Origin of the sequence: Amnibacterium kyonggiense (assembly GCF_004364555.1) — a bacterium.
Lineage (GTDB): Bacteria > Actinomycetota > Actinomycetes > Actinomycetales > Microbacteriaceae > Amnibacterium > Amnibacterium kyonggiense.
The window spans coordinates 557,640-582,472 of record NZ_SOAM01000001.1 but is presented as its reverse complement, the minus strand read 5'-3'; the positions used below and the strand labels follow the sequence as shown (position 1 = coordinate 582,472).

Annotated in this window: 19 protein-coding genes; 10 read left to right on the top strand and 9 right to left on the bottom strand. The window is 71.8% G+C overall.

The genetic code is table 11. The features are described 5' to 3' along the window. Positions 1-189: 189 nt before the first annotated feature. Both CLV52_RS03010 and rpoB read right to left on the bottom strand, forming a co-directional pair. The gene (locus tag CLV52_RS03010; protein WP_133764716.1) at positions 190-4,038 is read right to left on the bottom strand and encodes a DNA-directed RNA polymerase subunit beta'; all 3,849 of its coding nucleotides are present in this window, start codon (positions 4,036-4,038) and stop codon (positions 190-192) included. A 50-nt stretch (positions 4,039-4,088) separates the two neighbouring features. Then, complete coding sequence (gene rpoB, locus CLV52_RS03005; protein ID WP_133764714.1) at positions 4,089-7,604, bottom strand: DNA-directed RNA polymerase subunit beta; 3,516 nt, start codon at positions 7,602-7,604, stop codon at positions 4,089-4,091. Between the two features lie 333 nt (positions 7,605-7,937). On the opposite strand from rpoB, the gene CLV52_RS03000 reads away from it, so the two are divergent. Both CLV52_RS03000 and CLV52_RS02995 read left to right on the top strand, forming a co-directional pair. Then, positions 7,938-8,786 (top strand): spermidine synthase, encoded by an 849-nt coding sequence (locus tag CLV52_RS03000; protein WP_133764712.1) that lies wholly within the window; start codon positions 7,938-7,940, stop codon positions 8,784-8,786. Positions 8,787-8,822: 36 nt separating this feature from the next. Beyond that, complete coding sequence (locus CLV52_RS02995) at positions 8,823-9,284, top strand: SprT-like domain-containing protein (protein ID WP_133764710.1); 462 nt, start codon at positions 8,823-8,825, stop codon at positions 9,282-9,284. Between the two features lie 93 nt (positions 9,285-9,377). On the opposite strand, the gene CLV52_RS02990 is transcribed toward CLV52_RS02995, so the two are convergent. Next, a complete protein-coding gene (locus CLV52_RS02990) occupies positions 9,378-9,680 on the bottom strand; it encodes a DUF427 domain-containing protein (protein WP_133764708.1) in 303 nt (100 codons plus the stop codon). Positions 9,681-9,775: 95 nt separating this feature from the next. On the opposite strand from CLV52_RS02990, the gene CLV52_RS02985 reads away from it, so the two are divergent. After that, a complete protein-coding gene (locus CLV52_RS02985) occupies positions 9,776-10,702 on the top strand; it encodes a phosphotransferase (protein ID WP_162850690.1) in 927 nt (308 codons plus the stop codon). Positions 10,703-10,744: 42 nt separating this feature from the next. Further along, on the top strand, positions 10,745-11,251 hold the full coding sequence (locus CLV52_RS02980; protein ID WP_246017934.1) for a hypothetical protein: 507 nt from the start codon (positions 10,745-10,747) through the stop codon (positions 11,249-11,251). Between the two features lie 109 nt (positions 11,252-11,360). On the opposite strand, the gene CLV52_RS02975 is transcribed toward CLV52_RS02980, so the two are convergent. Together CLV52_RS02975 and CLV52_RS02970 are read right to left on the bottom strand one after the other, a co-directional pair. Further along, positions 11,361-11,729 carry a hypothetical protein gene (locus CLV52_RS02975; RefSeq protein ID WP_133764704.1) on the bottom strand — a complete coding sequence of 123 codons (369 nt, stop codon included), beginning with the start codon at positions 11,727-11,729 and terminating at the stop codon, positions 11,361-11,363. 63 nt (positions 11,730-11,792) lie between these two features. Then, entirely contained in the window at positions 11,793-12,335 is a 543-nt protein-coding gene (locus CLV52_RS02970; protein ID WP_133764702.1) for an NUDIX hydrolase family protein, read from the bottom strand. 128 nt (positions 12,336-12,463) lie between these two features. Here CLV52_RS02970 and CLV52_RS02965 point away from each other — a divergent pair, with 128 nt between their 5' ends. The 4 genes from CLV52_RS02965 to CLV52_RS02950 are packed head-to-tail and all read left to right on the top strand — an operon-like array spanning position 12,464 to position 19,282. Continuing rightward, a complete protein-coding gene (locus CLV52_RS02965; protein WP_133764700.1) occupies positions 12,464-17,155 on the top strand; it encodes an ATP-dependent helicase in 4,692 nt (1,563 codons plus the stop codon). Positions 17,156-17,206: 51 nt separating this feature from the next. Beyond that, positions 17,207-18,001 carry a DNA-formamidopyrimidine glycosylase family protein gene (locus tag CLV52_RS02960; protein ID WP_133764698.1) on the top strand — a complete coding sequence of 265 codons (795 nt, stop codon included), beginning with the start codon at positions 17,207-17,209 and terminating at the stop codon, positions 17,999-18,001. 34 nt (positions 18,002-18,035) lie between these two features. Next, positions 18,036-18,524 carry a Cys-tRNA(Pro) deacylase gene (ybaK, locus tag CLV52_RS02955; RefSeq protein ID WP_133764696.1) on the top strand — a complete coding sequence of 163 codons (489 nt, stop codon included), beginning with the start codon at positions 18,036-18,038 and terminating at the stop codon, positions 18,522-18,524. Next, positions 18,521-19,282 (top strand): SGNH/GDSL hydrolase family protein, encoded by a 762-nt coding sequence (locus tag CLV52_RS02950; RefSeq protein ID WP_133764694.1) that lies wholly within the window; start codon positions 18,521-18,523, stop codon positions 19,280-19,282. Before ybaK ends, CLV52_RS02950 begins: the two co-directional genes overlap by 4 nt. On the opposite strand, the gene CLV52_RS02945 is transcribed toward CLV52_RS02950, so the two are convergent. The 3 genes from CLV52_RS02945 to CLV52_RS02935 all read right to left on the bottom strand — a co-directional run bounded on the left by CLV52_RS02945 (position 19,260) and on the right by CLV52_RS02935 (position 21,575). Then, on the bottom strand, positions 19,260-19,613 hold the full coding sequence (locus CLV52_RS02945) for a nuclear transport factor 2 family protein (protein ID WP_133764692.1): 354 nt from the start codon (positions 19,611-19,613) through the stop codon (positions 19,260-19,262). The two genes, CLV52_RS02950 and CLV52_RS02945, sit on opposite strands and share 23 nt — an antisense overlap. 61 nt (positions 19,614-19,674) lie before the next feature. Further along, positions 19,675-20,640 (bottom strand): AraC family transcriptional regulator, encoded by a 966-nt coding sequence (locus CLV52_RS02940; protein ID WP_133764690.1) that lies wholly within the window; start codon positions 20,638-20,640, stop codon positions 19,675-19,677. Continuing rightward, on the bottom strand, positions 20,637-21,575 hold the full coding sequence (locus CLV52_RS02935) for a helix-turn-helix transcriptional regulator (RefSeq protein WP_211342592.1): 939 nt from the start codon (positions 21,573-21,575) through the stop codon (positions 20,637-20,639). The genes CLV52_RS02940 and CLV52_RS02935 overlap by 4 nt, the downstream gene beginning before the upstream one ends. Positions 21,576-21,761: 186 nt before the next feature. Between CLV52_RS02935 and CLV52_RS02930 the strand changes: the two genes are divergently transcribed. Then, positions 21,762-22,052, top strand: a complete 291-nt coding sequence (locus tag CLV52_RS02930; protein ID WP_133764688.1) for a hypothetical protein — start codon at positions 21,762-21,764, stop codon at positions 22,050-22,052. Between the two features lie 465 nt (positions 22,053-22,517). On the opposite strand, the gene CLV52_RS02925 is transcribed toward CLV52_RS02930, so the two are convergent. Further along, complete coding sequence (locus CLV52_RS02925; protein ID WP_133764686.1) at positions 22,518-23,456, bottom strand: DMT family transporter; 939 nt, start codon at positions 23,454-23,456, stop codon at positions 22,518-22,520. Between the two features lie 71 nt (positions 23,457-23,527). Here CLV52_RS02925 and CLV52_RS02920 point away from each other — a divergent pair, with 71 nt between their 5' ends. Next, entirely contained in the window at positions 23,528-24,481 is a 954-nt protein-coding gene (locus CLV52_RS02920) for a LysR family transcriptional regulator (protein ID WP_133764684.1), read from the top strand. The last annotated feature ends 352 nt before the right edge of the window (positions 24,482-24,833 follow it).

Here is a 24,833-nt window from a genome sequence, read left to right as displayed (position 1 = left end):
TCCTCCAACGCTACGGAAACCGGGGCTCCCCCTCCATCCCCCGTCCAGGGGTCTTTCTGTTCACCGATACGGAGATCCGCGGCGCGGAGCGTCCCGGATCTCCGTATCGGTGAACAGAACGGAAGCGGCCCGTCTCCCTCTCGGGAGACGGGCCGCTTCAGTCAGCGCGCTCGGATCAGCGCAGCGACCTCAGTTGTAGGTGCCGGGGCTGTAGTCGTCGCTCGAGAACGAGTCGAAGTCGACGAACGACAGATCGGCGTCGTTGAACATCGAGTCGTCGCCGAAGGACCGGAGCGGGTACCGCTCGGCCTTCGCCTCCTCCGTCGGCTCCACCGTCACGTCGCGGTACCGCGCGAGACCGGTGCCGGCCGGGATCAGCTTGCCGATGATGACGTTCTCCTTGAGGCCGAGCAGCGAGTCGGACTTGCCGTCCATCGCCGCCTGGGTCAGCACACGGGTCGTCTCCTGGAAGGAGGCGGCGGACAGCCACGACTCCGTCGCGAGGGACGCCTTCGTAATGCCCATGACCTCCTGCCGCGCGGAAGCGGTCTTACGACCCTCCGCCAGCGCGGCGCGGTTGACGTCCTGGTAGCGCGAGCGGTCCACGAGCTCACCGGGGAGCAGGTCGGTGTCGCCGTGGTCGACGACGGTGACCTTGCGCAGCATCTGCCGCACGATGACCTCGATGTGCTTGTCGTGGATCGGCACGCCCTGGCTGCGGTAGACGCCCTGGACGCCGTCCACGAGGTGCAGCTGCACCGCGCGGACGCCCTTGACCCGCAGGACCTCCTTCGGGTCGATGGACCCGACGTGGAACTGCGTGCCGAGCTCGACGTGCTGCCCGTCCTCGACGAGGAGGGTGGCGCGCTTCAGCACCGGGTAGGCGAACGGCTCGTCGCCGTTGTCCGGGGTCAGGATGATCTTCCGCTGCCGGTCGGTGTCCTCGATCGTCACGACACCGGCCGCTTCGGCGATCGGGGACGCGCCCTTCGGGGTGCGGGCCTCGAACAGCTCCTGCACGCGGGGCAGACCCTGCGTGATGTCGTCCGCGGACGCCACACCACCGGTGTGGAACGTGCGCATCGTGAGCTGCGTGCCGGGCTCGCCGATCGACTGGGCCGCGATGATGCCGACGGCCTCGCCGATGTCCACGAGCTTGCCGGTGGCCAGCGAGCGGCCGTAGCAGGCGGCGCAGACGCCGACCGCGGACTCGCAGGTGAGGACCGAGCGCACCTTGATGTGCTCGACACCCGCCGCGACGAGCTTCGCGATCAGCACGTCGCCGACGTCGTCACCGGCGTCCGCGAGCACCTCGCCCTTGGCGTCGACGACCGCGGTCGCCAGCGTGCGGCCGTAGACCGCGTTCTCGACGTTCTCGCTGGTGGAGAGGTCGAGGCCGCGCGAGGTGCCGCAGTCGTCCTCACGGATGATGACGTCCTGCGAGACGTCGACGAGCCGACGCGTCAGGTAGCCGGAGTCCGCGGTGCGGAGCGCCGTGTCGGCCAGGCCCTTGCGGGCACCGTGGGTCGAGATGAAGTACTCGGCCACGGTCAGGCCCTCGCGGTACGAGTGGACGATCGGGCGGGGGATGATCTCGCCCTTCGGGTTCGACACGAGACCGCGCATGCCCGCGATCTGCCGGACCTGCATCCAGTTGCCTCGGGCACCGGAGGACACCATGCGGTTGATGTTGTTGTCGACCGGCATGTTGTCCTGCATGGCCGTGGCGACCTCGCTGGTGGCCTTGTTCCACAGCTCGATGAGCTCCTGGCGGCGCTCCTCGTCCGTGATCAGACCCGTGTCGTACTGGGACTGGACCTTCGCGGCCTTCGCCTCAGCACCCTCGAGGATGCTGCCCTTCGACGGCGGCGTGAGCACGTCGGAGAGGGACACCGTCACGCCGGACCGCGTGGCCCAGTAGAAGCCGGCGTCCTTGATCCGGTCGAGCGTCGCCGCGACCTCCACCTTCGGGTACCGCTCCGCGAGGTCGTTGACGATCACGGAGATCTCGCCCTTGTCGGCCAGCTCCTCGACGAACGGGTAGTCCGTCGGCAGCGCCTCGTTGAAGATCGCCCGGCCCAGCGTGGTCTTGACGAGCACGGGCGAGCCCGGCACGTAGTCCTCGGGGGTCTGCGCGGCCGGCGGCACGACGCCCGTGAGGCGCAGCGTGACGACCGCGTTCAGGTCGAGCGTGCCCGCGTCCTTCGCCATGATCGCCTCGGCCACGGAGGAGAACACGCGGCCCTCGCCGGTCGCACCGGGCTTGATCGTGGTCAGGTGGTGCAGGCCGATGATCATGTCCTGCGAGGGCAGGGTCACCGGGCGGCCGTCGGACGGCTTCAGGATGTTGTTCGACGCGAGCATCAGGATGCGCGCCTCGGCCTGGGCCTCGACGGACAGCGGCAGGTGCACGGCCATCTGGTCGCCGTCGAAGTCCGCGTTGAACGCGGCGCAGACGAGCGGGTGCAGCTGGATCGCCTTGCCCTCGACGAGCTGCGGCTCGAACGCCTGGATGCCGAGGCGGTGCAGTGTCGGCGCGCGGTTCAGCAGGACGGGGCGCTCGCGGATGATCTCCTCGAGCACGTCCCACACCTGCGGACGCGAACGCTCGACCATGCGCTTGGCGGCCTTGATGTTCTGCGCGTGGCTCAGGTCGATGAGGCGCTTGATCACGAACGGCTTGAAGAGCTCCAGCGCCATCTGCTTCGGCAGACCGCACTGGTGCAGCTTCAGCTGCGGGCCGACGACGATGACCGAACGGCCCGAGTAGTCGACGCGCTTGCCGAGCAGGTTCTGGCGGAACCGGCCCTGCTTGCCCTTCAGCATGTCGGACAGGCTCTTCAGCGCCCGGTTGCCGGTGCCCGTGACCGGGCGGCCGCGGCGGCCGTTGTCGAAGAGCGCGTCGACCGCCTCCTGCAGCATCCGCTTCTCGTTGTTCACGATGATCTCCGGCGCGCCCAGGTCGAGCAGGCGGCGGAGGCGGTTGTTGCGGTTGATCACACGGCGGTACAGGTCGTTCAGGTCGGAGGTCGCGAAGCGGCCGCCGTCCAGCTGGACCATCGGGCGCAGCTCCGGCGGGATCACCGGCACCACGTCGAGCACCATCGCGGCCGGCGAGTTGCCGGTGGCGAGGAAGGAGCTGACGACGCGGAGGCGCTTGATCGCTCGGATCTTCTTCGCGCCCTTGCCGTCGCGGATCTGCTCGTGGAGCAGGTCGCTCTCGGCCTGGAGGTCGAAGGCCTCGAGGCGGCGCTTGATCGCCTCGGCGCCCATGTACGCCTCGAAGTAGGTGCCGTAGCGGTCCATCAGCTCGTTGTAGATCGCGTCCTCGGGCTTGAGGTCGCCGACCTTCAGGTTGCGGAAGTCGTCCCAGACGCGCTCCAGCGTGGCGACCTGGTCGTCGAAGGAGCGTCGGATCTGCGACATCTCCTTCTCGCCCACGTCGCGGGTGCGGCGCTTCTGGTCGGACTTGGCGCCCTCCTCCTCGAGCGCGGCGAGGTCCTGCTCGAGCCGGGCGAGACGCTCGTTGATGCGGGCGTCGCGCTGGTCGGTGAGGGCCTTCAGCTCGAGGCGCAGCTCGTTCTCGAGGTCGGGGAGGTCGTCGTGACGACCCTCCTCGTCCACCTCGATGATCATGTACGCCGCGAAGTAGATGACCTTCTCGAGGTCCTTCGGCGCCATGTCGAGCAGGTAGCCGAGACGGCTCGGCACGCCCTTGAAGTACCAGATGTGCGTGACCGGCGCGGCGAGTTCGATGTGGCCCATGCGCTCGCGGCGGACGGAGGACTTGGTGACCTCCACGCCGCAGCGCTCGCACACGATGCCCTTGAACCGGACGCGCTTGTACTTGCCGCAGGAGCACTCCCAGTCGCGGGAGGGGCCGAAGATCTGCTCACCGAACAGACCGTCCTTCTCCGGCTTCAGGGTGCGGTAGTTGATGGTCTCCGGCTTCTTGACCTCGCCGTAGGACCAGCGACGGATGTCGTCGCCGGTGGCCAGGCCGATACGGAGCTCATCGAAGGTGGTGACGTCGAGCACTAGTTCTCTTTCCTACTGACTCTTGTGTCTGTGCGTCTGTGGGGGCCGGATCAGATGTCGTCGATGGACGACGACTCGAACCGGGCGGAGATGTTGATGCCGAGCTCCTCCGCCGCGCGGAACACCTCTTCGTCGGTGTCCTTGAGGCTGACGATCTGGCCGTCCGCCGAGAGGACCTCGACGTTCAGGCAGAGCGACTGCATCTCCTTGATGAGCACCTTGAACGACTCGGGGATGCCGGGCTCCTGGATGTTCTCGCCCTTGACGATCGCCTCGTAGACCTTCACGCGGCCGAGGATGTCGTCGGACTTGATCGTCAGGAGCTCCTGCAGCGCGTACGCCGCGCCGTAGGCCTCGAGGGCCCACACCTCCATCTCGCCGAAGCGCTGGCCGCCGAACTGCGCCTTCCCACCCAGCGGCTGCTGCGTGATCATCGAGTACGGGCCGGTCGACCGGGCGTGGATCTTGTCGTCCACCAGGTGGTGCAGCTTCAGGATGTACATGTAGCCGACGCTCACCGGGTCCGGGAACGGCTCACCGGAGCGGCCGTCGAACAGGCGCGTCTTGCCCGTCGAGTCGATCAGCCGCTCGCCGTCGCGGTTCAGCGTCGTCGAGTCGAGCAGACCGGCGATCTCCTCCTCCGCAGCGCCGTCGAACACCGGCGTCGCCAGCTTGGAGCCGGCGGGCGCGGAGAACGCGGCCTCCGGCAGGCGGTGCGCCCACTCCGGGGTGCCCTCGACCTTCCAGCCCTGCTGCGCGATCCACCCGAGGTGGATCTCGAGCACCTGGCCGAAGTTCATGCGGCCGGGGACGCCGAGCGGGTTCAGGACAACGTCGACCGGGGTGCCGTCGGCGAGGAACGGCATGTCCTCCACCGGCAGGATCTTCGAGATGACGCCCTTGTTGCCGTGACGGCCGGCGAGCTTGTCGCCCTCGGTGATCTTGCGCTTCTGGGCGATGTACACGATCACGCGCTGGTTCACGCCGGAACCGAGCTCGTCGTCGTTCTCCGCGGAGAACTCCTTGACCGCGATGACCGTGCCCTGCTCGCCGTGCGGCACCTTCAGGGAGGTGTCGCGGACCTCGCGGCTCTTCTCGTTGAAGATCGCGCGGAGCAGGCGCTCCTCGGCCGACAGCTCGGTCTCGCCCTTCGGCGTGACCTTGCCGACGAGGATGTCGCCGGGGCTGACCTCGGCGCCGATGCGGATGATGCCGCGCTCGTCGAGGTCCGCCAGCAGGTCCGGCGCCACGTTCGGGAGGTCGCGGGTGATCTCCTCCTTGCCGAGCTTGGTGTCGCGGGCGTCGACCTCGTACTCCTCGATGTGGATCGAGGAGAGGACGTCGTCCTTCACCAGGTTCTGGCTGAGGATGATCGCGTCCTCGTAGTTGTGGCCCTCCCACGGCATGAACGCCACGAGCAGGTTCTTGCCGAGCGCGAGCTCGCCGTTCTCCGTCGCGGGACCGTCCGCCAGCACCTGGCCGACCTCGATCCGCTGGCCGGCGTCGACGACCACGCGGTGGTTGTACGACGTGCCCTGGTTCGAGCGGTCGAACTTGCGCAGGTAGTACGTCTCGGTGCCGCCCTCGTCGAGCTGGACCGTCACGTAGTCCGCGGCGACCTCGGCCACGACGCCCGCACCGTTCGCGGTGACCACGTCACCGGCGTCGATGGCCGCGTAGCCCTCCATGCCGGTGCCGACGACCGGGCTCTCGGAGCGCAGCAGCGGCACGGCCTGGCGCTGCATGTTCGCACCCATGAGGGCGCGGTTCGCGTCGTCGTGCTCGAGGAACGGGATCAGGGAGGTCGCGACCGACACCATCTGGCGCGGGGAGACGTCCATGTAGTCGACGCGGCCCTTCGCGACGAGCTCCACCTCGCCGCCCTTGGGGCGGACGAGGACCTGGTCCTCGGCGAAGGACATGTCCGCGTTCAGCGGCGCGTTCGCCTGGGCGACGAGGTACTCGTCCTCCTCGGACGCCGTCAGGTAGTGGATGTCGTCGGTGACGACGCCGTTCTCCACCCGGCGGTACGGGGTCTCGATGAACCCGAAGGAGTTGATGCGCGCGAAGGACGCGAGCGAGCCGATCAGGCCGATGTTCGGGCCTTCCGGGGTCTCGATCGGGCACATGCGGCCGTAGTGGCTCGGGTGCACGTCGCGGACCTCGACGCCGGCGCGCTCGCGGGACAGACCACCGGGGCCCAGCGCGGACAGGCGACGCTTGTGCGTCAGACCGGCGAGCGGGTTGTTCTGGTCCATGAACTGCGACAGCTGCGACGTGCCGAAGAACTCCTTGATCGCCGCCACGACGGGACGGACGTTGATCAGGGTCTGCGGCGTGATCGCCTCGATGTCCTGCGTGGTCATGCGCTCGCGGACGACGCGCTCCATGCGGGAGAGACCGGTGCGGACCTGGTTCTGGATGAGCTCGCCGACCGCGCGGATGCGGCGGTTGCCGAAGTGGTCGATGTCGTCCACGTCGAGGCGCACGTCGACGGCGTTGCCGTCGCGGTTGCCCTCGAGCGCCCAGATCTTCTCGCCGACCTGCTTGACGGCCGGGGCCGCCGTGTCGTGGAGGGCGACCAGGTACTTGATCGTCGCGATGATGTCGTCGACGGTCAGCACGCTGTCCGTCAGCGGCGCGTCGATGCCGAGCTTCCGGTTGATCTTGTAGCGGCCGACCTTCGCGAGGTCGTAGCGCTTGCTGTTGAAGTAGAAGTTGTCGAGGAGCGCCCGCGCGGCCTCCGCGGCGACCTGCTCGCCCGGACGCAGCTTGCGGTAGATGTCCTTGAGCGCCTCCTCCTTCGTCAGGATGTTGTCCTTCTCGAGCGTCAGCTCGATGGACGCGAACCCGTTGAAGTGCTCGAGGATCTCCTCGCTCGTGAGGCCGAGGGCCTTGAGGAAGACCGTGACGGACTGCTTGCGCTTGCGGTCGATGCGGACGCCGACCTGGTCGCGCTTGTCGATCTCGAACTCGAGCCAGGCGCCGCGGCTCGGGATGATGCGGGCCGAGTAGACGTCCTTGTCGGAGGTCTTCTCCTGCTGGCGCTCGAAGTAGACGCCGGGCGAGCGGACGAGCTGCGACACGACGACGCGCTCGGTGCCGTTGATGATGAACGTGCCCTTGTCGGTCATGAGCGGGAAGTCGCCCATGAAGACCGTTTGCGTCTTGATCTCACCCGTGAGGTGGTTCATGAACTCGGCCTCGACGTACAGCGGGGCGGCGTAGGTCTTGCCGCGCTCCTTGCACTCCTCGAGCGTGTACTTCTTCTCCTCCAGGAACGGGTTCGTGAAGGAGAGCTGCATCGTCTCGGAGAGGTCCTCGATCGGGGAGATCTCCTCGAAGATCTCCTCGAGGCCGCTCTGGGCGGGCAGGTCGGTGCGACCGGCGGCCTGCGCCTCCTCGACGCGGGTGCGCCACGCCTCGGAGCCCACGAGCCAGTCGAAGCTCTCCGTCTGGAGGGCCAGCAGGTCGGGGACCGTCAGCGTGTCGGTGATCTTGGCGAACGAGAGGCGGGACGCCCCTCGACCGTTGATGGGAGTGGTGGCGTCAGGCGCGGAAACCAAGGAGATGTGACCTTTCGGCGAGACCGCGCATTCCGGGTGCGGTCCCGATTCCTGTCGTGTCGAGCAAGAGGACGTGTGGCGCGTGCCGAGCGCTCCCCCGATGGCGTACCGTCTGCTGGCAGACCGCACGCCGAGCCGCCGACCGCAATATGAGGGCGAGAGGTTCCGGTAGCGGTGCTTGCGGGCATGGCCGACCGATGAGCGCGAAGATTCAGGGTAGCTCCTCTTCTGCCGTTTGTCCAGCGCGCTACTTGACCCCTCGCCGATCCGTCCGCTATAACCTCGGCGCGCTCCTCGACCTCCCGGGCCGGGCCGGGGTCCTAGGGTCGCTGCGTGGCGAGATCCGATTCGGTGCTGCTCTCCGGCGGCCAGGTGGCGACGCTCGAGGCGGACCGCTGGAACCCGGCCCGCACCGAGCTGGTCGTCGACGGCACGCCCCAGTCGAGCGTGAACCTGACGGATCCGACCGACCTCGCGTTCGAGTACGTCGAGCGCATCGGGCACGTGATCGACCGGATCGGGGACCCCGGCGAACCGATCACCGCGGTCCACTTCGGGGCCGGCGCCCTCACGATCCCGCGGTACGTCGCGTGGACGCGCCCCGGATCCCGCCAGCAGGTGGTCGAGCTCGAGCCCGCGCTCGTCGACTTCGTCCGGGAGCGCCTCCCGCTCCCCCGGGGCGCCTCCATCCGCGTCCGGTACGGCGACGCGCGCGAGCTGGCGGCGAAGCTGCCGGCCGGGCTGCAGGGGGCGTCCGACCTCGTCGTGGTCGACGTCTTCGCGGGGGCCACCATCCCGGCGCCGGTCACGACCGTCGAGTTCTACCGACTCGCCGCCCGCCTGCTCAGCCCCCGCGGGGTGATGGCGGTGAACGTCGCCGACGGCGCCGGACTGCCGTTCGCCCGCGGGCAGATGGCGACGGTCGCCGCCGTGCTGCCCCACGTGGCGGTGCTCGCCGAGGCGCAGACGATGAAGGGACGCCGGTTCGGGAACCTCGTCATCGTCGGCACGCACGACGCCGCGCTGCTCGAGTGGCTGCCCCGACTCGTCGCGGCCGGGCCGCATCCGGCGCGGGCGGTGTCGGGCGAGGACCTGACCACGCTCGTCCGCGGCGCCGCCGTCGTGACCGACGCGACGGCCTCCCCCTCCCCCGACCCGGGTCGCGGCATCTTCAGCCGCTGAGCGGGCCGCGTCCGAGGTCGCGCCTACGCTCCCCGCGTGCTCGAGACGGACGTGACCCGGATGGCGGAAGGGCTGCTGGCCGCCCACCTGGCCGGGAAGGGCTGGTCGTTCGGCTTCGACCGCGCGGTGCGCCGGGCCGGGGCCTGCCATCACGCCGAGCGACGCATCACGCTGTCCCGGCACCTCGCCGCGCGGGCGGACGAGGACGAGGTGCGCCAGGTGCTCCTCCACGAGGTCGCCCACGCGCTGGCCGGGCATCGCGCCGCCCACGGGCCGCGCTGGCGGGCGCGCGCGGAGGCCATCGGCTACACGGGCTCGAGGCTGCACGACCACCCGATCGCGGAGGACCGGGCGACGTGGATCGGCTCGTGCCCCGCCGGCCACGAGCACCGGCGGTTCCGCCGGCCGTCGCGCGAGGTCTCGTGCGGACTCTGCTCGCGCCGCTTCAGCAGGGCGTCGCTGATCACCTGGCGCTCGGCGGAGTCCTCCCGGGGCTGACTCCGAACGCGCTGCGGGGGCCCTCCGCTGCTGATCCGCCGGTGCGCACGGGCGGATCAGCAGCGGGGAGCCCCCGCAGCGGACGGATCCGGGTCAGTCGGTGACCCGGACCTCCTTCCAGAACGCGACGTAGTCGCTGAAGTCCTTGCCGACGCGCTCGATGCCGCTCGCGTACGGCGTCGGGTAGCTCCACGCGCGGTCCTGCAGGCGCTGCCCGTCGACGTCGACGGTGAAGTACTGGCACTCGCCCTTCCACGGGCACGTGTACGGCGTCGGGCTCTTCTCGAGCAGCTCGCCCTTCACGCTCGACGGCGGGAAGTACCAGTTGCCCTCGATGGAGATCAGGTCCTCCTTCGGGGCCTCCGCGATCACGGTGTCTCCGACCACAGCCTTCATGACGTCCTCCTCCTGGGGTCTCGTCCTCGGGGGAACCCTGCCGCATCCGACGGCATTCCTCCTGGGCCGGTTCTCGCGGGATGGAGACTGGAGGGATGCAGCGCTCCTCGCCCCGATCGCGCTGGTCGGACGTGCCCGAGCCGATCCGGTCGGCGGTCGAGACGCTCCTCGGCTCGCGGGTGGTCGCGGCCGAGAGCCGGGCCGGCGGCTGGTCGCCCGGCTCCGCGGACGTCCTGCGGCTCGAGGACGGCCGCCGCGCCTTCGCGAAGGCGGCGAGCGCCGCCGTGAACGCGCAGACCGTCGAGATGCACCGCCGCGAGGCCGCCGTGCTCGCCGCGCTCGGGGACGCGGAGGTCGCTCCGCGCCTCGGCGGCGCGGTCGAGTCGGACGGCTGGATCGCGGTCGTCGTGGAGCACGTCGACGGGCGCCACCCGGATCCCCGCTCCGACGCCGACACGGACGCGGTGCTCGACGCCGTCGGCCGCCTGCCGGTGCCGATGCCCGCGGCGGTGCCCAGGGCGACCGAGACCGTCCGGGACGCGCTCGAGGACGGCGCCGCGGACTGGACCCGCCTCCTCGCCGAGGGGCGGAGCGACGTCGTCGAGGGCGGCGCGACGGCGGTGCGGGCGCTCGCCGACCTCGCCGCCCGTGCGGGCGACGCTGTCGCGGCGGACGGGCTCGTCCACGGGGACCTGCGCCCCGACAACGTCCTGATCCGCGAGGACGGCACCGCCCTGCTGATCGACTGGCCGAACGCGCTCGAGGGGAAGCCGTGGTTCGACGCGCTGACCTACGCGCTCGACGTCCGTCGGCTCGGCGGCGACGCGGACCGCGCGCTGCGTCACCCGGTCCTCGCCGGGGTCGACCCGCACGGGATCGACGCCGTCCTCGCGGCCCTCGCCGGCTACTTCCTCCACCGATCGCTCTCGCCCGAGCCGGAGGGCATGGCGGGCATCCGGGCGTTCCAGCGGCTGCAGGGCGGCGTCGCGCTCGACTGGATCGCCGAGCGCTCCCACGGCTGACGCCTCCTGCTGCCGTCCGGGCGCGACCGGGATACTGACGCCATGCGGATGGTCGTGATGCTGAAGGAGCGCCTCGACTGCGCGCCGGAGGCCGCCTGGCGCGCGTTGCAGTCGCCCACCGTGATGCGCGAGGTCGCGGGCCCCTGGCTCGCCTACACGTCGCGGGAGGACGGCGGCTTCCCGCCGCGCTGGGAGCCGGGTGACCACCCCGTGTCCCTGCTCGCGGCCGGCTTCGTGCCCTTCGGCGAGCAGGAGATCTCGATCTCGCTCGACACGACGACCCACGAGGGCGTGCGGATCGTGCGCGACGCGGGCCGCGGCACCGAGGGCGTCCCGGCCCTGTTCCGCTCCTGGTACCACCGCATGGCGGTCGCGCCCCACCCGGACGACCCGACCGCGACCCTGTACCGGGACCGGCTCGAGTTCGACGCTGGCCCGCTCACGCCCGGGATCTGGGCCGGGCTGTGGCCGCTGTGGCAGTGGCGCGGCCTGCGGCTGAAGCAGCTCGCCCCCGGCTTCGACGAGGAGCGCGTGCCCGACGCCGCGTGACCCGTTCCCGGATCCGCAGTTCGTGCGCGACACGCCGTCCTCGGGCGCTCCTGGACCGGCGTGTCGACCGACTTCTGCGGATCGGCGAACGGAATGCGGATCCGGGAGGTCAGCCGACCTTGAGGAAGGCGATCACCGCCGCGACGCCGCAGACGAGGGTCGCGACGATCGTGAGCCAGAGGATGCCCGACTTCCGCGCGGCCTTCACGAGCAGCTCGACGAGCAGCACCACCGTGAGCGCGACGGCGAGGTAGAGCACCGGGATCGACGTCGAGACGTAGGTCTGCACCGGTCCGAACACGCGGACGAGCAGCAGCAGTCCGATCACGAGGGCGAGGATCGCGAGGAGCGCGTTGCCGCCCGGCCGCCGGAAGCGCAACGCCGAGTCGACGACGGCGAGCGCCCCGCCCGCGATCGTCACCGCCGACGCGAGCGACACGGTGAACACGGGCGTGGCGGCAGCAGCGGTCGTCAGCACGTCGAGGACCGTAGTGGGACGCGCGACCGGCGCGGACGCGAACCGCGGGGAGTCGGCGAGCGGTCAGTGCAGCCGGCCGACGGAGGCGAGCGCCGCGCGCACCAGGCCGCCGCGGCCGCCCTCCATCTCCTGCGCCACCGACTCGGAGGCCGCCTCCTCGGGCGTCATCCACGTGAGCTCCAGCGCGTCCTGCCGCGGGTCGCACGTGCCGGTCACCGGCACGACGTACGCGAGCGCGACGGCGTGCTGCCGCTCGTCCGTGAACTGGCTCGGGCTCGGCGTCGGGAAGTACTCGGCGACCTGGAACGGCAGCGGGCTCGCCGGCAGCTGCGGGAAGGCCATCGGCCCGAGGTCCTTCTCGAGGTGGCGGAAGAGCGCGTCCCGCAGCGTCTCGCCGTAGAGCACGCGTCCGGAGACGATCGTGCGGGCGATCGTGCCGCTCGCGCCGACCCGCAGCAGGAGGCCGACCTCGGTGACGCGGCCCATGCCGTCGGTGCGGACCGGCACGGCCTCGACGTAGAGCAGCGGGAGCCGCTGACGGATGGCGGCGAGCTCCTCCTCGCCGAGCCATCCCGGGTTCGGATCCGGCGTGCGCACGCTGCTCATGCCCCCTTTCTACCCGGCGGCCCCCGGATGCGCCGCGTCCGAGCGCGGATCCGGGGGAATCCGCCGTCGACGAGGGCGTCTCCCGCTCGCACCGGAGTGTCGGAGGGGCGAGGCACAATCCTTCGACCATGTCCTCCGTCCTCGACGAGTTCGGCGCCGCGACCCGCGAGTGGTTCGTCGGCGCCTTCCGCGCGCCCACTGCGGCGCAGGAGGGCGCCTGGACCGCGATCGCGAAGGGCATGCACGCACTCGTCGTCGCCCCGACCGGGTCCGGCAAGACCCTCGCGTCCTTCCTGTGGGCGATCGACCGGCTCGCCGCCCGGCCCGCCGACGCCCCCGCGGGCACGCGCGTCCTCTACATCTCGCCGCTCAAGGCGCTCGGCGTCGACGTGGAGCGCAACCTCCGCAGCCCGCTCGTCGGCGTCACCCAGACCGCGAAGCGACTCGGCCTCACCCCGCCCCCGATCCGGGTCGGCGTCCGGTCCGGGGACACGAGTCAGTCGGAGCGGCGGCAGCTCTCGAACGACCCGCCCGAGATCCTGATCACCACGCCCGAGTCGCTGTTCCTCATGCTCACCTCGGCGGCGCGGGAGACGCTCGCGAACGTCGACACGGTGATCGTCGACGAGGTGCACGCCGTCGCGGCGACGAAGCGCGGCTCGCACCTCGCGCTCTCGCTCGAGCGGCTCGACGCGATGCTCGAGCGGCGCGCGCAGCGCATCGGCCTGTCCGCGACCGTGAAGCCGGTGGAGGAGGTCGCCCGGTTCCTCGGCGGCCGCTCCCCCGTGACGGTCGTGGCGCCGAAGGCGCAGAAGACGTTCGACCTGACCGTGGCGGTGCCCGTCGAGGACATGAGCGACCCGGACCTCGGCAGCGGGTGGCCCGGGCCCACGGACGCCGCCGTCCCGCACCCTTCGAGTGCCTCAGGACCCCACGAGGGGTCCGCGGCCCAGGACGTGTTCGACCCCGACGATCCGCTGCCGCAGCGCACCGGCTCGATGTGGCCCTACGTCGAGTCCGCGATCACCGACCTCGTCCTCGAGCACCGATCGTCGATCGTCTTCACGAACTCGCGGCGACAGGCGGAGCGCCTCACCGCGCGCCTCAACGAGGAGTACCAGGAGCGGATCGAGGCGCAGGAGGCCGCGGAAGCGGCCGCCGCCCCGGCCGAGGCGTCGTCCGGCGCGCAGCCGGCGCTCGCGACCGCGCTCGCCGCCCGCGGCGCACCGGCGCCCGCCGCGGTCATGGCCTCCTCGGGCTCGACGCGGGGCGCGACGGAGGTGCTCGCGCGTGCGCATCACGGCTCCGTCTCCAAGGAGCAGCGCGGCCTCATCGAGGACGACCTGAAGTCCGGGCGCCTCCGCTGCGTGGTCGCCACCTCGAGCCTCGAGCTGGGGATCGACATGGGCGCCGTCGACCTGGTCGTGCAGGTCGGGGCGCCGCCGTCGGTCGCGAGCGGCCTGCAGCGCATCGGCCGCGCCGGGCACCAGGTGGGCGAGATCAGCACGGGCGTGGTGTTCCCGGTGCACCAGGCCGACCTCATCCACGCCGCCGTCGCCACCGAGCGGATGCTCGCGGGCGAGATCGAGGCCCTGCGGGTGCCCGCCAACCCGCTCGACGTGCTCGCGCAGCAGACGGTCGCCGCCTGCGCGATCGACGAGCTCGAGGTGGAGGCCTGGTTCGACACCGTCCGCCGATCCGCACCCTTCGCGGCGCTCCCCCGCTCCGCGTACGAGGCCGTGCTCGACCTGCTCGCCGGTCGGTACCCGTCGGACGAGTTCGCGGAGCTGCGGCCGCGGATCGTCTGGGACCGCGACGCGGGCACCCTGACGGGCCGACCCGGCGCGCAGCGGCTCGCCGTCACCTCGGGCGGAACCATCCCGGACCGCGGTCTCTTCGGGGTCTTCTTGGTCTCCGGTGGGGAGGGCGGAGGCAACCGCGTCGGCGAGCTCGACGAGGAGATGGTCTACGAGTCCCGAGTCGGCGACGTCTTCAGCCTCGGCGCGACCAGCTGGCGCATCCAGGAGATCACGCACGACCGGGTCCTCGTGCTGCCGGCGTTCGGCGAGCCCGGTCGCGTCCCGTTCTGGAAGGGCGACGGCCTCGGGCGGCCCGCGGAGCTGGGCCGCGCGGTCGGCGCGTTCCAGCGCACGCTCGCCGCGTCGAAGGACGAGGAGGCCGAGACGCTCGCCGGCCGGATCGGGCTCGACCGCCGGGCGACGGCGAACCTCCTGCGCTTCGTGAAGGACCAGGCCGAGGCGACGGGCGCCGTGCCGTCGGACCGCACGCTGGTGCTGGAGCGGTTCCGCGACGAGCTCGGCGACTGGCGCATCGTGCTGCATTCCCCCTTCGGCATGCAGGTGCACGCCCCGTGGGCGCTGGCCGTCAGCGCTCGACTGGCCGAGCGCTTCGGGATCGAGAACGGGGCGATGGCCGCCGACGACGGCATCGTGCTGCGCGTCCCGGACACGGACGCGGAGCCCCCGGGGGCGGACCTCTTCCTGTTCGAGCCGGACGAGCTCGACCAGATCGTGACGACCGAGGTCACCTCGTCGGCGATCTTCGCGTCGCGGTTCCGCGAGTGCGCGGCCCGGGCCCTGCTGCTGCCCCGCTACAACCCGGGGCGCCGGTCGCCGCTGTGGCAGCAGCGGCAGCGCGCGAGCCAGCTGCTCGACGTCGCGAAGAAGTACCCGACCTTCCCGATCATCTTCGAGACGATCCGCGAGGTGCTGCAGGACGTCTACGACCTGCCGTCGCTCAAGGAGCTCGCGGCGGGGCTGGAGGCGCGGGCGATCCGCGTCGTGGAGGTCGAGACGCCGACGGCGTCGCCGTTCGCGCGCAGCCTCCTCTTCAGCTACGTCGGCGCCTTCCTCTACGAGGGCGACAGCCCGCTCGCCGAGCGCAAGGCGCAGGCGCTCGCCCTCGACTCCACGCTGCTGTCCGAGCTGCTCGGCCGCGTCGAGCTGCGCGAGCTGCTCGACCCCGGCGTGGTCGAGTCGACCGAGCGCGAGCTGCAGCGGCTCGCGGCCGACCGCCGGTTGTCGGGCGTCGAGGGCGCTGCTGATCTCCTCCGCCTCCTCGGCCCGCTCACGGTCGACGAGCTGGCCGCCCGCCTGCACGTCGCGCAGGTCCCCGCCACGAGCGAGCAGGCGGTCGCCTTGGCGGCCGAGCTCGTGGCCGCGCATCGCGCCATCCGCGCCTCGTGGGGCGGTGAGGACTGGATCGCGGGCATCGAGGACGCGAGCCGCCTGCGCGATGCGCTCGGCGTCCCGCTGCCGATCGGCGTGCCGGTCGCGTTCGTCGAGCCCGTCGCCGATCCGCTCGGCGACCTCGTCGGCCGGTACGCGCGCACGCACGCACCGTTCACGGCCGCGGCCGCCGCCCTGCGGCTCGGAGTGGGCGTCGCGGTCGTCGCGGACACGCTCCGGCGCCTCGCCGACGAGCGCCGGGTCTCGGAGGGCGAGTTCCGACCCGGCGGCACCGGGACGGAGTGGTGCGACGTCGAGGTGCTCCGCCGCCTCCGCCGCCGTTCGCTCGCGGCGCTGCGCAAGGAGGTCGAGCCGGTCGAGCAGGCCGCGTTCGCCCGCTTCCTCCCGAGCTGGCAGCACGTCGGGGCGAAGGCGCTGCGCGGCGTCGACGGCGTGGCGACGGTGATCGAGCAGCTCGCCGGCGTCCCTGTGCCCGCGTCCGCGTGGGAGTCGCTGATCCTCCCGTCGCGGGTCCGCGACTACTCCCCCGCGATGCTCGACGAGCTCACGGCCACCGGCGAGGTCGTCTGGTCGGGCACCGGCCGCCTCGCGGGCAACGACGGCTGGGTGGCGCTGCACCTCGCCGACGCGCTCCCGGTGACCCTGCAGGCGCTCGAGGAGGGGGACCGCACCCCGCTCGAGCAGGAGGTCCTCGCGACCCTCGGCGGCGGGGGTGCGTTCTTCTTCCGCCAGCTCGCCGACACGGTCGGGGCGACCGACGACGGCGCGCTGACGACCGCGCTGTGGAACCTCGTCTGGGACGGGCTCGTGACGAACGACACCTTCGCGCCGGTCCGCGCGCTCACCGGCAGCGGGCACACGGCGCACCGGACGCAGCGCCGGGCCCCGCGCGCGCGGACGTACCGCGGCCGCGGGCGCCCCGCCATGCCGGTCCGCTCCGGTCCTCCCGCCGCCGCGGGCCGGTGGGCGATCCTCCCGCTGCCCGAGACCGACGCCACCGTGCGGGCCGCCGCCACGGCGGAGGTGCTGCTCGACCGGTACGGCGTCGTCACGCGCGGCTCGGTGCAGTCGGAGGGCGTGGTCGGCGGGTTCGCGCTCGTCTACAAGACGCTCGCCGCGCTCGAGGAGGCCGGCCGGGCCCGCCGCGGCTACTTCGTCGAGCACCTCGGCGCGGCGCAGTTCTCGACCGCCGGCACGGTGGACCTGCTCCGCACGCACACGCGCGAGGCGGGCACGGAGGTGGAGGATCCATCGGTCCTCGTCCTCGCGGCCGCCGACCCGGCGAACCCCTACGGCGCGGCGCTGCCGTGGCCGGAGGGCGAGGGGCACCGGCCCGGTCGCAAGGCCGGAGCGCTCGTGGTGCTCGTCGACGGGGAGCTCGTCGCCTACGTCGAGCGCGGCGGCCGGACGGTCCTCCTGCTCCGCCCGGACGAGGGCGCGCACCGCCGCGCCGCGGAGGGACTCGCGGCGCTCGTCCGCGCCGGCGGCGTCCCGCAGCTGGTCGTCGAGAAGGTCGACGGGGAGTTCGCGCTCGGCAGCCCGTTCGGCAAGCTTCTCGAGGCAGCGGGGTTCGCAGCCACCCCCAAGGGCCTCCGGCTGCGCGCCTCGTGAGCGAGCGGAGCGGGACACCGCCGAAGGCTCGGCGCGGAACGGGGTGCGCTCGTGCCTGAAGGCGACACCGTCTACCGGACGGCGCACAACCTCCAAGCGGCGTTGGCCGGCGAGGTGCTGACGCGCTGCGACGTCCGCGTGCCGAAGTACGCCACCGTCGACCTCACCGGCGAGCGCGTCGAGTCGGTCGGCAGCCGCGGCAAGCACCTCCTGCTGCGCACCGAGACCGCGCTGATCCACTCCCACCTCAAGATGGAGGGGACGTGGCACCTCTACCGGCCGGGCACCCGGTGGCGGCGGCCGGCGTTCGAGGCGCGGATCGTGCTCGGCACCGAGCCGTGGCAGGCCGTCGGCTTCGCGCTCGGCGTCCTCGAGGTCCTGCCGCGCGACGCGGAGGAGGACGTCGTCGGACACCTCGGTCCGGACCTGCTCGGTCCCGACTGGGACGAGGCGGAGGCGATCCGGCGCATCGAGGCCGACCCGGAGCGCGCGATCGGGCTTGCGCTCCTCGACCAGCGGAACCTCGCCGGCGTCGGGAACGTGTACCGGAACGAGCTCTGCTTCCTCCGCGGCGTCCTGCCCACGCGGCCGGTGTCGGCCGTGCCCGACCTCCCACGGATGGTGGGCCTCGCGAAGCGGACGCTCGAGGCCAACAAGAACCGCGTCGAGCGCACGCTCACGGGTGACGTCCGGCGCGGGAAGCAGGACTGGGTCTACGGCCGGACGGGGCAGCCGTGCCGGCGCTGCGGCACCCGGATCCTCGGCGGCACCCTCGGCGACCCGGTGCAGCCCGGTCGCGGCGCGATGGACCGCGAGATCTACTGGTGCCCCCGCTGCCAGACCTGAGGCCGACGGCAGGAACCCGCGGGAGGATCACGGGGTGACGAAGAAGGCGCCGACCACGGCCGCGACCCAGGCGCTCGACCGCCTCGGGGTCCCGTACGTGCCGCACCCGTACGAGCACGACGCGTTCGTCGAGGGGTACGGGCTCGAGGCGGCCCGCGAGCTCGGCGCGCCGCCGGAGCGGGTGTTCAAGACGCTGGTGGTCGAGGCCGACGGACGGCTGACCGTGGCGGTCGTGCCGGTGTCGGCGATGCTCGACCTGAAGTCCCTGGCCGCGGTCGTCGGCGCGAAGCGGGCGGTGATGGCGCCGCCGGACGTCGCCGAGCGGAAGACCGGCTACGTCGTGGGCGGCATCAGCCCCCTCGGCCAGCGGACTCGGCTGCCGCTCGTGCTCGACGCGACCGCGCAGGACTTCGACACGATCTACGTCTCCGGCGGCAGGCGGGGCTTCGACATCGAGCTGACGGGCGCCGACCTGCTCACGGCGACGGGCGGCCGGCTCGCCGCGATCGGGGTGCCGAAGTGAGGCGGCTCGGCGTCGCGGCGCTCGTCGCCGGCGCCGGCCTGGCCGGGTACCTGCTGTGGCTCGCCCGGCACCGCGCGGCGTGGACGGTGCTGCTCACCAACCGCATCCCCGCCCACCACGTCCACTGGGGCGAGCGGGGGAAGGCGGACCCGGACGCGGTGCTCTACGTCGCGCTCGGGGACTCCGCCGCGCTCGGGCTCGGGGCGTCGACCCCGGAGCGGGGCTACGTCGGCATCGTGGCGGAGGAGATCGCGCGCATCACCGGGAAGCGCGTGCGCGTAAGGAACCTCGCCATCGACGGCGCGACCTGTGCAGTCGTCATCGCCGACGAGCTGCACCGCCTCCCGAAGCGGCAGGTCCCGCTCGTCTGCACGCTCGACGTGGGCGCGAACGACGTCTGGTCGTTCGAGCCGGAACGGTTCCGGGAGGAGCTCGGCCGGATCTGCGCCGCGCTCCCGCCCGGCACGATCGTGGCCGACCTGCCGAGCTTCAGTCCGCTGCCGGTCGGCCGCCGGGTCGCGGCGGCGAACCGCATCGTGCGCGAGGTGGTCGCCGAGCACGGCCTGACGCTGGCGCCGCTGCACGCGGAGACGCGGAAGGGCGGCCCGATCATCGCCGTGCGCAACGCCGCCGGCGATCTGTTCCACCCGAACGACCGGGGCCACCGCGTCTGGGCGGCCGCGTTCCTCCCGGCGGTCCGGGCCCGGCTGGCCGAGGTCGCCCCGGAGCGGGCGGTCAGCCCGCCAGCACCGTCCTGAGCTCCGCCACCCGCCCGTCGCGCACGGTGATCACGTCGACGCCGCGGGCGACGGGCGCACCGGCCGGACCGAACTCCCACGCCTGCACGCCGATCCCGTCGGCGATGTAGGCCGGCCCGGCGTCGACGAAGGCGAACTCGGGCGGCGCGCCGTCGATGAGGCCGGCCGCCTTCCGCTCGAGCGCGTCCCAGCCGGTGACCGACTCGTCCGGATCGGTGAAGACCACGTCGGGGGCGAAGGTCGCCTCGATCGCGCGACGCCGCGCGTCGGCGTCCCGGTTCCCGAAGACGTCGTGCAGGTTCGCGCGCAGGAGCGCTCCGACATCGGCCATGGTCCTGGGTACCACAGGCCGGAGTCCGGCAACCAGTGCGAACAGGTCGGCCGATCGCGCGTCAGCGGCGCAGCGTGTGCGACGGCGCCTCGCCGTAGACGGCTCGGTAGCGGGCGGCGAACCGCGCGGCGTGCCCGAAGCCCCACCGGTGCGCCACCTCGGCCACCGTGGTGCCCGCGGTCGCATCCGCGCGCAGCAGGTCCTCCCGCGCCGCTGCGAGCCGGACGGTGTGCAGCCGCTCGAGCGGGGTGACGCCGAGCTCGCGCCGGAACGCGCTCTGGAGCCCCCTGATCGAGACGCGCGCCGCAGCCGCGATCTCCCCGACGGTGAGGGGCTCGGCGCTGTGCTCGTCGATGTGGGCGAGGGCCCGGCGGATCGCGGCGGAGTGCACGTGCGTCCCCGCGGCCGAGGTGCGCTCGTCGGTGAGCGGGAACGTCGCCAGCAGTCCCGATACGACGAGCTCGAGCAGCCCTGCGCGCACGAGCGGCGACGCGAACGCGTGCGGGTCGGCGGCGATCGCCGCGACGTGGTCGCAGATGCGCATCCACGCGGGGAGGAGGTCGGGCGACGCCGGGGCGGCCGCGCGCACGGACGGCAGCACGACGTGACGACCGCTCCCCGCCAGCAGTCGCTCCGCCGCGAGGGCGAACGCGACCGGATCCACCTCGATCAGCTCGACCTCGACATCCACCATCATCGCGACCGACTCTCCCGGCGGGCGGAGGTACGGCGCTGCGGTGTCGATCGTCGTGCGTCCGTACTCCAGGCCGAACCGACCGCCGCGGATGCGGGCGGCGCCGACGACCTCCGTCATGACGCCGCGGCCCTCGGCGGCTCCGCGCAGCCGGAGGCGGTTCACGGCGAGCAGCCCGTCGCCCACCCGCCGGTAGTCGAAGTGGAACTCGGGCCGATCCGGAGCACGGCGGAGCCCGATGCCGGGGAAGGCCCGACGGAACACCTCCGTCGCGAGCTCGGCGTCGCCGGTGACGACGCGCAGCGGTTCGTCCGCGGAGCGCTCCGCCCTCACCGGGCGAGCACCCGGCTCGGGTTCCGGCCGTAGGCCGCGCGGTACTGCGCGGCGAACCGTCCCGGGTGCGCGAACCCCCAGCGGAGGGCGATCTCCCGCACGGAGTCGCCGCGCGTGGGGTCGCCGCGGACCAGGTCCCGGTGCGCCGCGGCCAGTCGGCTGCGCCGGAGGTACTGCGCCGGGCTCAGCCCGAGCGGCGCGTGCGCCGCGAACGCCCGCATCAGGACCGCCGTCGGGACGCCGACGTGCTGCGCCGCATCGTCGACGGTGATCGGCAGCGACGCGTGATCGTCGAGGAAGTCCCGCGCGCGCTGGTAGGCACGCAGCTGCGACTCGGCTCGCCAGACCCGGGAGGTCGCCCTCGGGTCGACGGCGAGCGGGAACCACTCGAGGACGCCGACGGCGAGGTTCCGCAGCACCGCTGCCCGGATCAGCTCGTTCGCGAGCGCTCCGGAGTCGCGGAGGGACGCGGCGAGCGCGGTGAGCTTCAGCCACAGGTGCCCCCGACCCGCGTCGATGGCGCGCGGGGCGGCGAAGCGGAGATCGACCTCGTCGAGGGCGTAGACCTGACAGGCCGTATCGTGCAGGAACCCGCTCGGCAGGGCGACGCCCTCGGCGGCGACCCCCGAGCCCGAGGTGCGCATGCGGACGCCGGGGGCCTGGAGGAAGGGGCCGTCGACCTCCGAACCGCGGACGTCGCCCATCTCCCAGCGCATCGACCCCTCGACGACCGAGGCGATCGTGAAGACGTCGTGGACGTTCTCGGTCTCGAACGAGGCGCCGTAGGCGAACCGGCTCGTCATGCCGCGGGCGTCGCCGCCCCGCACGACGCTGAAGGAGAAGGACGCCGCCTCTGCCGGGGCCACCGAGTACACGCCGGTGTTCCCGCGGATCAACGTCTCCGCCTGATCGGGGTCGGTCGTCCGTGCCGCCACCGAGACGTATGCCGTGCCGCTCGTCGCCCGCTCGCTTCCTTGGAGGTCCGTCGCTGCTGGGATGGTAGGGCGCTCCTCGCCCGCTCGGCCACCCGGCGACCCCGACCGTGCACGGATCGCGGCGCCGGCGCGACCATGCGAGGTCAACCCGCTGTTCCGGATCCGTACGGCGCGTACGGTCCGGGAATGCAGCACCTCAGCGTCGCCGGCGAGTCGCTCCTGATCGGCGACGAGGTCGCCGACTGCCTCGTCCGCTACGCCGCCCACCTCGGGCGAACGGGCGGCGCGGACGACGTCGCGGTTCGGGCGCTCGGTGTCGACGGCGAGGAGGTCCGCCTCCACCTCCTGCTGAACGCCGGCGTCACGCTGGTCGCCGAGAGCACGGAGTCGCTGCTGCCCGAGCCCGACAACGCGGAGGCCCTCGCCTCCATGCGCACGCGCATCTCGGCGTTCGAGCTGCCCGACCAGGACTTCTGAAGCGCGTCATCCCTCGGCACGGACGTCGCCCGAATGGTCCTGTCGCGACCTCTGCGAGCGCAGCCTGGGCGTCCCCTGCGCTCATCGGACAATCGATGCTCGTGCAGGCGACCGGCGCCGGGCACCGCCCGGTCGTCGCCCACCACGCGCTGCGCTGACGGCCGGCGAGCACCCGACCGCAGCCGCCGAGCTCGCCGTCCGGTGCGGCGCGAGTCACCACAGCCGGTCTTCGCGAGCGGACGACGAACCCCCTCGATCCACATCGGTGTGCGGGTCGAGGGGGTTCGTCAGACGCGGTGGCGGTGGGATTTGAACTCGATCAGGTCGTTCCCACCAGGTCGAGCGACATCCCAGAAGTAGCCTCTGACCAGTTGTTCTGATCGCACCGGATCTCACCGGATCTCACCGCTCCGCTTGAATGTGTGGGCAAAATGTGGGCAAGCCAGCGGGGCGCAGCGCTCATCGTCAAACTCTGCTTGCTTCGGTGCGCTGATCGCCCGGTCGTGGTCTCGACCTCCGTTGCGTCTGGGTGCGGATGCGAGCGAGGATGCGGCCTCCTTGCGAGATGACGACGACTCCGACGACGACGACGAGTCCCCCGAGCAGCTCGATGACCAGCGGGAGCTCGCCGAGCCAGAGCCAGGCGATGAGCACGGCGACGGGTGGCACGAGGTAGAGCAGCGAGGTGGATGCGGCGACCGGCAGTCGGCCGACGGCATAGCCCCACAGCACGAACCCGACGGCCGAGGGAAGCAGGCCCAGGTAGATCGCGGCGATCCAACCGCCGGAGGAGGCGCCAATGAGTTCGTGCCACCCGAGCGGGACGAGCGGCAGGGTCATGACCGTGCCCGCGATCATGGCGTAGGTCGCGACCTCGAATCCGCTGTAGGTCCGAAGCAGAGGTCGCTGGAGCGGGTGATAGATGCCCTGCACGGCCATGGCGGCCACCGCGATCCAGACCGACGCGGACAGCGACAGGCCGGCTCGGGCGAGGCAGACGATCAGCACACCGGCCAATGCGATCATGCTGCCGATCACGGTGCGGAGCGCGATGCGCTCCTGGAACAGCAGCCTGGCGACCAGCACGGACACGAGCGGCGCGGCGGCGACGATGATGCTGGCGGTACCGGCCGGCACCGCCAGCTCACTGCCGTTGAGCAGCAGCTGGTACGCCGTCATCCCGAAGAAACCGGCAGCGACGATCCACCCGAGGTCCCTCGCCCTCGGGATCCGGACCCGCTTGACCGATGCCATGAGCAGCAGCGCGACCATCGCGACGGCAAGCCGGACGAACGAGAGGCCTATCGCACCGAGTCGCGGCACGGCGACCTGGATTGCCGGGAAGGCGCTCGCCCACAGCAGCACCACTAGGAGACCCGCGCCCACACCGCGATCGATCTTCACCTGTTCACGATCGGCGCAACCTACTACTCATGACAACTGAATCTTCATGACTGCACTACTAAGTTTGCCTGATGCTCGATGTGCGGAAGCTACGCATGCTGTCCGAGTTGGAACGGCTCGGCACGATCGCCGCTGTCGCCGCCCAGCTGCAGCTGACCGCTCCGGGGATCTCGATGCAGCTCGCCGCACTCGAGCGGGAGCTCGGGGTCGCGCTGACGGAACGACAGGGTCGTCGCCTCGCGTTGACGCCCGCTGGTCGCTTGCTCGCCGCGCACGGGCGAGAACTCGTCGACCGGCTGTCCGTAGCCGAGCTGGAGATCGACTCGATCCGGCGCGGAGCGGCCGGGCACTACCGGCTCGCCGCCTTCCCTTCCGCGGCGCGGACGTTCGTCGCCGATGCCTGGGCAGCCTCCCTCGAGGATGAGGTCGGCACAGAGATCTCACTCAGGACACCCGAGCCGGAGGAAGCGATCCTCGAACTGCACGCCGGACGGACCGACCTCGCCATCATCCACGAGTACTCGAACGTGCCAAGGCCACGAGTGCCCGGCACCGACATCGAGGCCATCGTCAGCGAGCCAATCTGGCTGGCCATTCGCGCCGACGACTCGGCTGCCACCGACGAGGTCGATCTCGCCGACCTCGCCGACCACCGATGGATCACCCCGACCCGCGGCCTCACCTGCTTCGAGATGACAGACCGAGCGTGCGGTCTCGCCGGGTTCCGGCCGCAGGTCGTGGCCGAGTCGATGGACTTCGCCGCACAGCTCGAGCTGGTCGCCGCTGGAATCGGGGTCGCGCTCATGCCCGACCTCACGATCGCTGCCGTACCGCCCGGCGTCCGCATCCTCCGAACCCGGACTCCGCTGCAGCGGCACATCAGCGCAGCGCGTCGGAGTTCGATGAGCAGCGATGCCGGCCTCGACCGCATCATGGGCCTGCTCACTGCGGCCGCTCTCACCCGCGTGCGCAGCGAGCCAACGCAGAGCACCCGAACTATGCACCAAATCGCATCCGCCCAGTAGAAGGGGTGGGATCGGCCGATGAGGAAACAAAAGAACTCGGTCGACCGGCGTCCAGCGATGGCCCCGGCCGAGCATCGGTGAAGGTGGCCCTTCGATTTTTTGACGCAGTTGAAGGCGGTGACAACTTCTCGCTCGATGGAAAGACTGCTCATTGATCAGCGCATCCGTGTCGGTGACGGATAGAGTCGCCGAACCGCGCGGCATCTCGCGGCGAGCGTGCCTGTTTTGTGCCTGTCTTCCCTCGTCATCCGGCGGGCCAGCACGGACTCACCAGCAGGTTACTCAGCTCGATGCCGGATGGCAGCCAGGCGACGCAGCGCTCCGGGCGTGGATACGCCCGGAGGTCCCGCGG

Excerpts from the sequence above, each read along its gene's own strand:
- CLV52_RS02990 (WP_133764708.1), bottom strand. The coding sequence starts at position 9,680 with ATGAAGGCTGTGGTCGGAGACACCGTGATCGCGGAGGCCCCGAAGGAG.
- CLV52_RS02985 (WP_162850690.1), top strand. The coding sequence starts at position 9,776 with ATGCAGCGCTCCTCGCCCCGATCGCGCTGGTCGGACGTGCCCGAGCCG.
- CLV52_RS02980 (WP_246017934.1), top strand. The coding sequence starts at position 10,745 with ATGCGGATGGTCGTGATGCTGAAGGAGCGCCTCGACTGCGCGCCGGAG.
- CLV52_RS02970 (WP_133764702.1), bottom strand. The coding sequence starts at position 12,335 with ATGAGCAGCGTGCGCACGCCGGATCCGAACCCGGGATGGCTCGGCGAG.
- CLV52_RS02965 (WP_133764700.1), top strand. The coding sequence starts at position 12,464 with ATGTCCTCCGTCCTCGACGAGTTCGGCGCCGCGACCCGCGAGTGGTTC.
- CLV52_RS02945 (WP_133764692.1), bottom strand. The coding sequence starts at position 19,613 with ATGGCCGATGTCGGAGCGCTCCTGCGCGCGAACCTGCACGACGTCTTC.
- CLV52_RS02930 (WP_133764688.1), top strand. The coding sequence starts at position 21,762 with ATGCAGCACCTCAGCGTCGCCGGCGAGTCGCTCCTGATCGGCGACGAG.
- CLV52_RS02920 (WP_133764684.1), top strand. The coding sequence starts at position 23,528 with ATGCTCGATGTGCGGAAGCTACGCATGCTGTCCGAGTTGGAACGGCTC.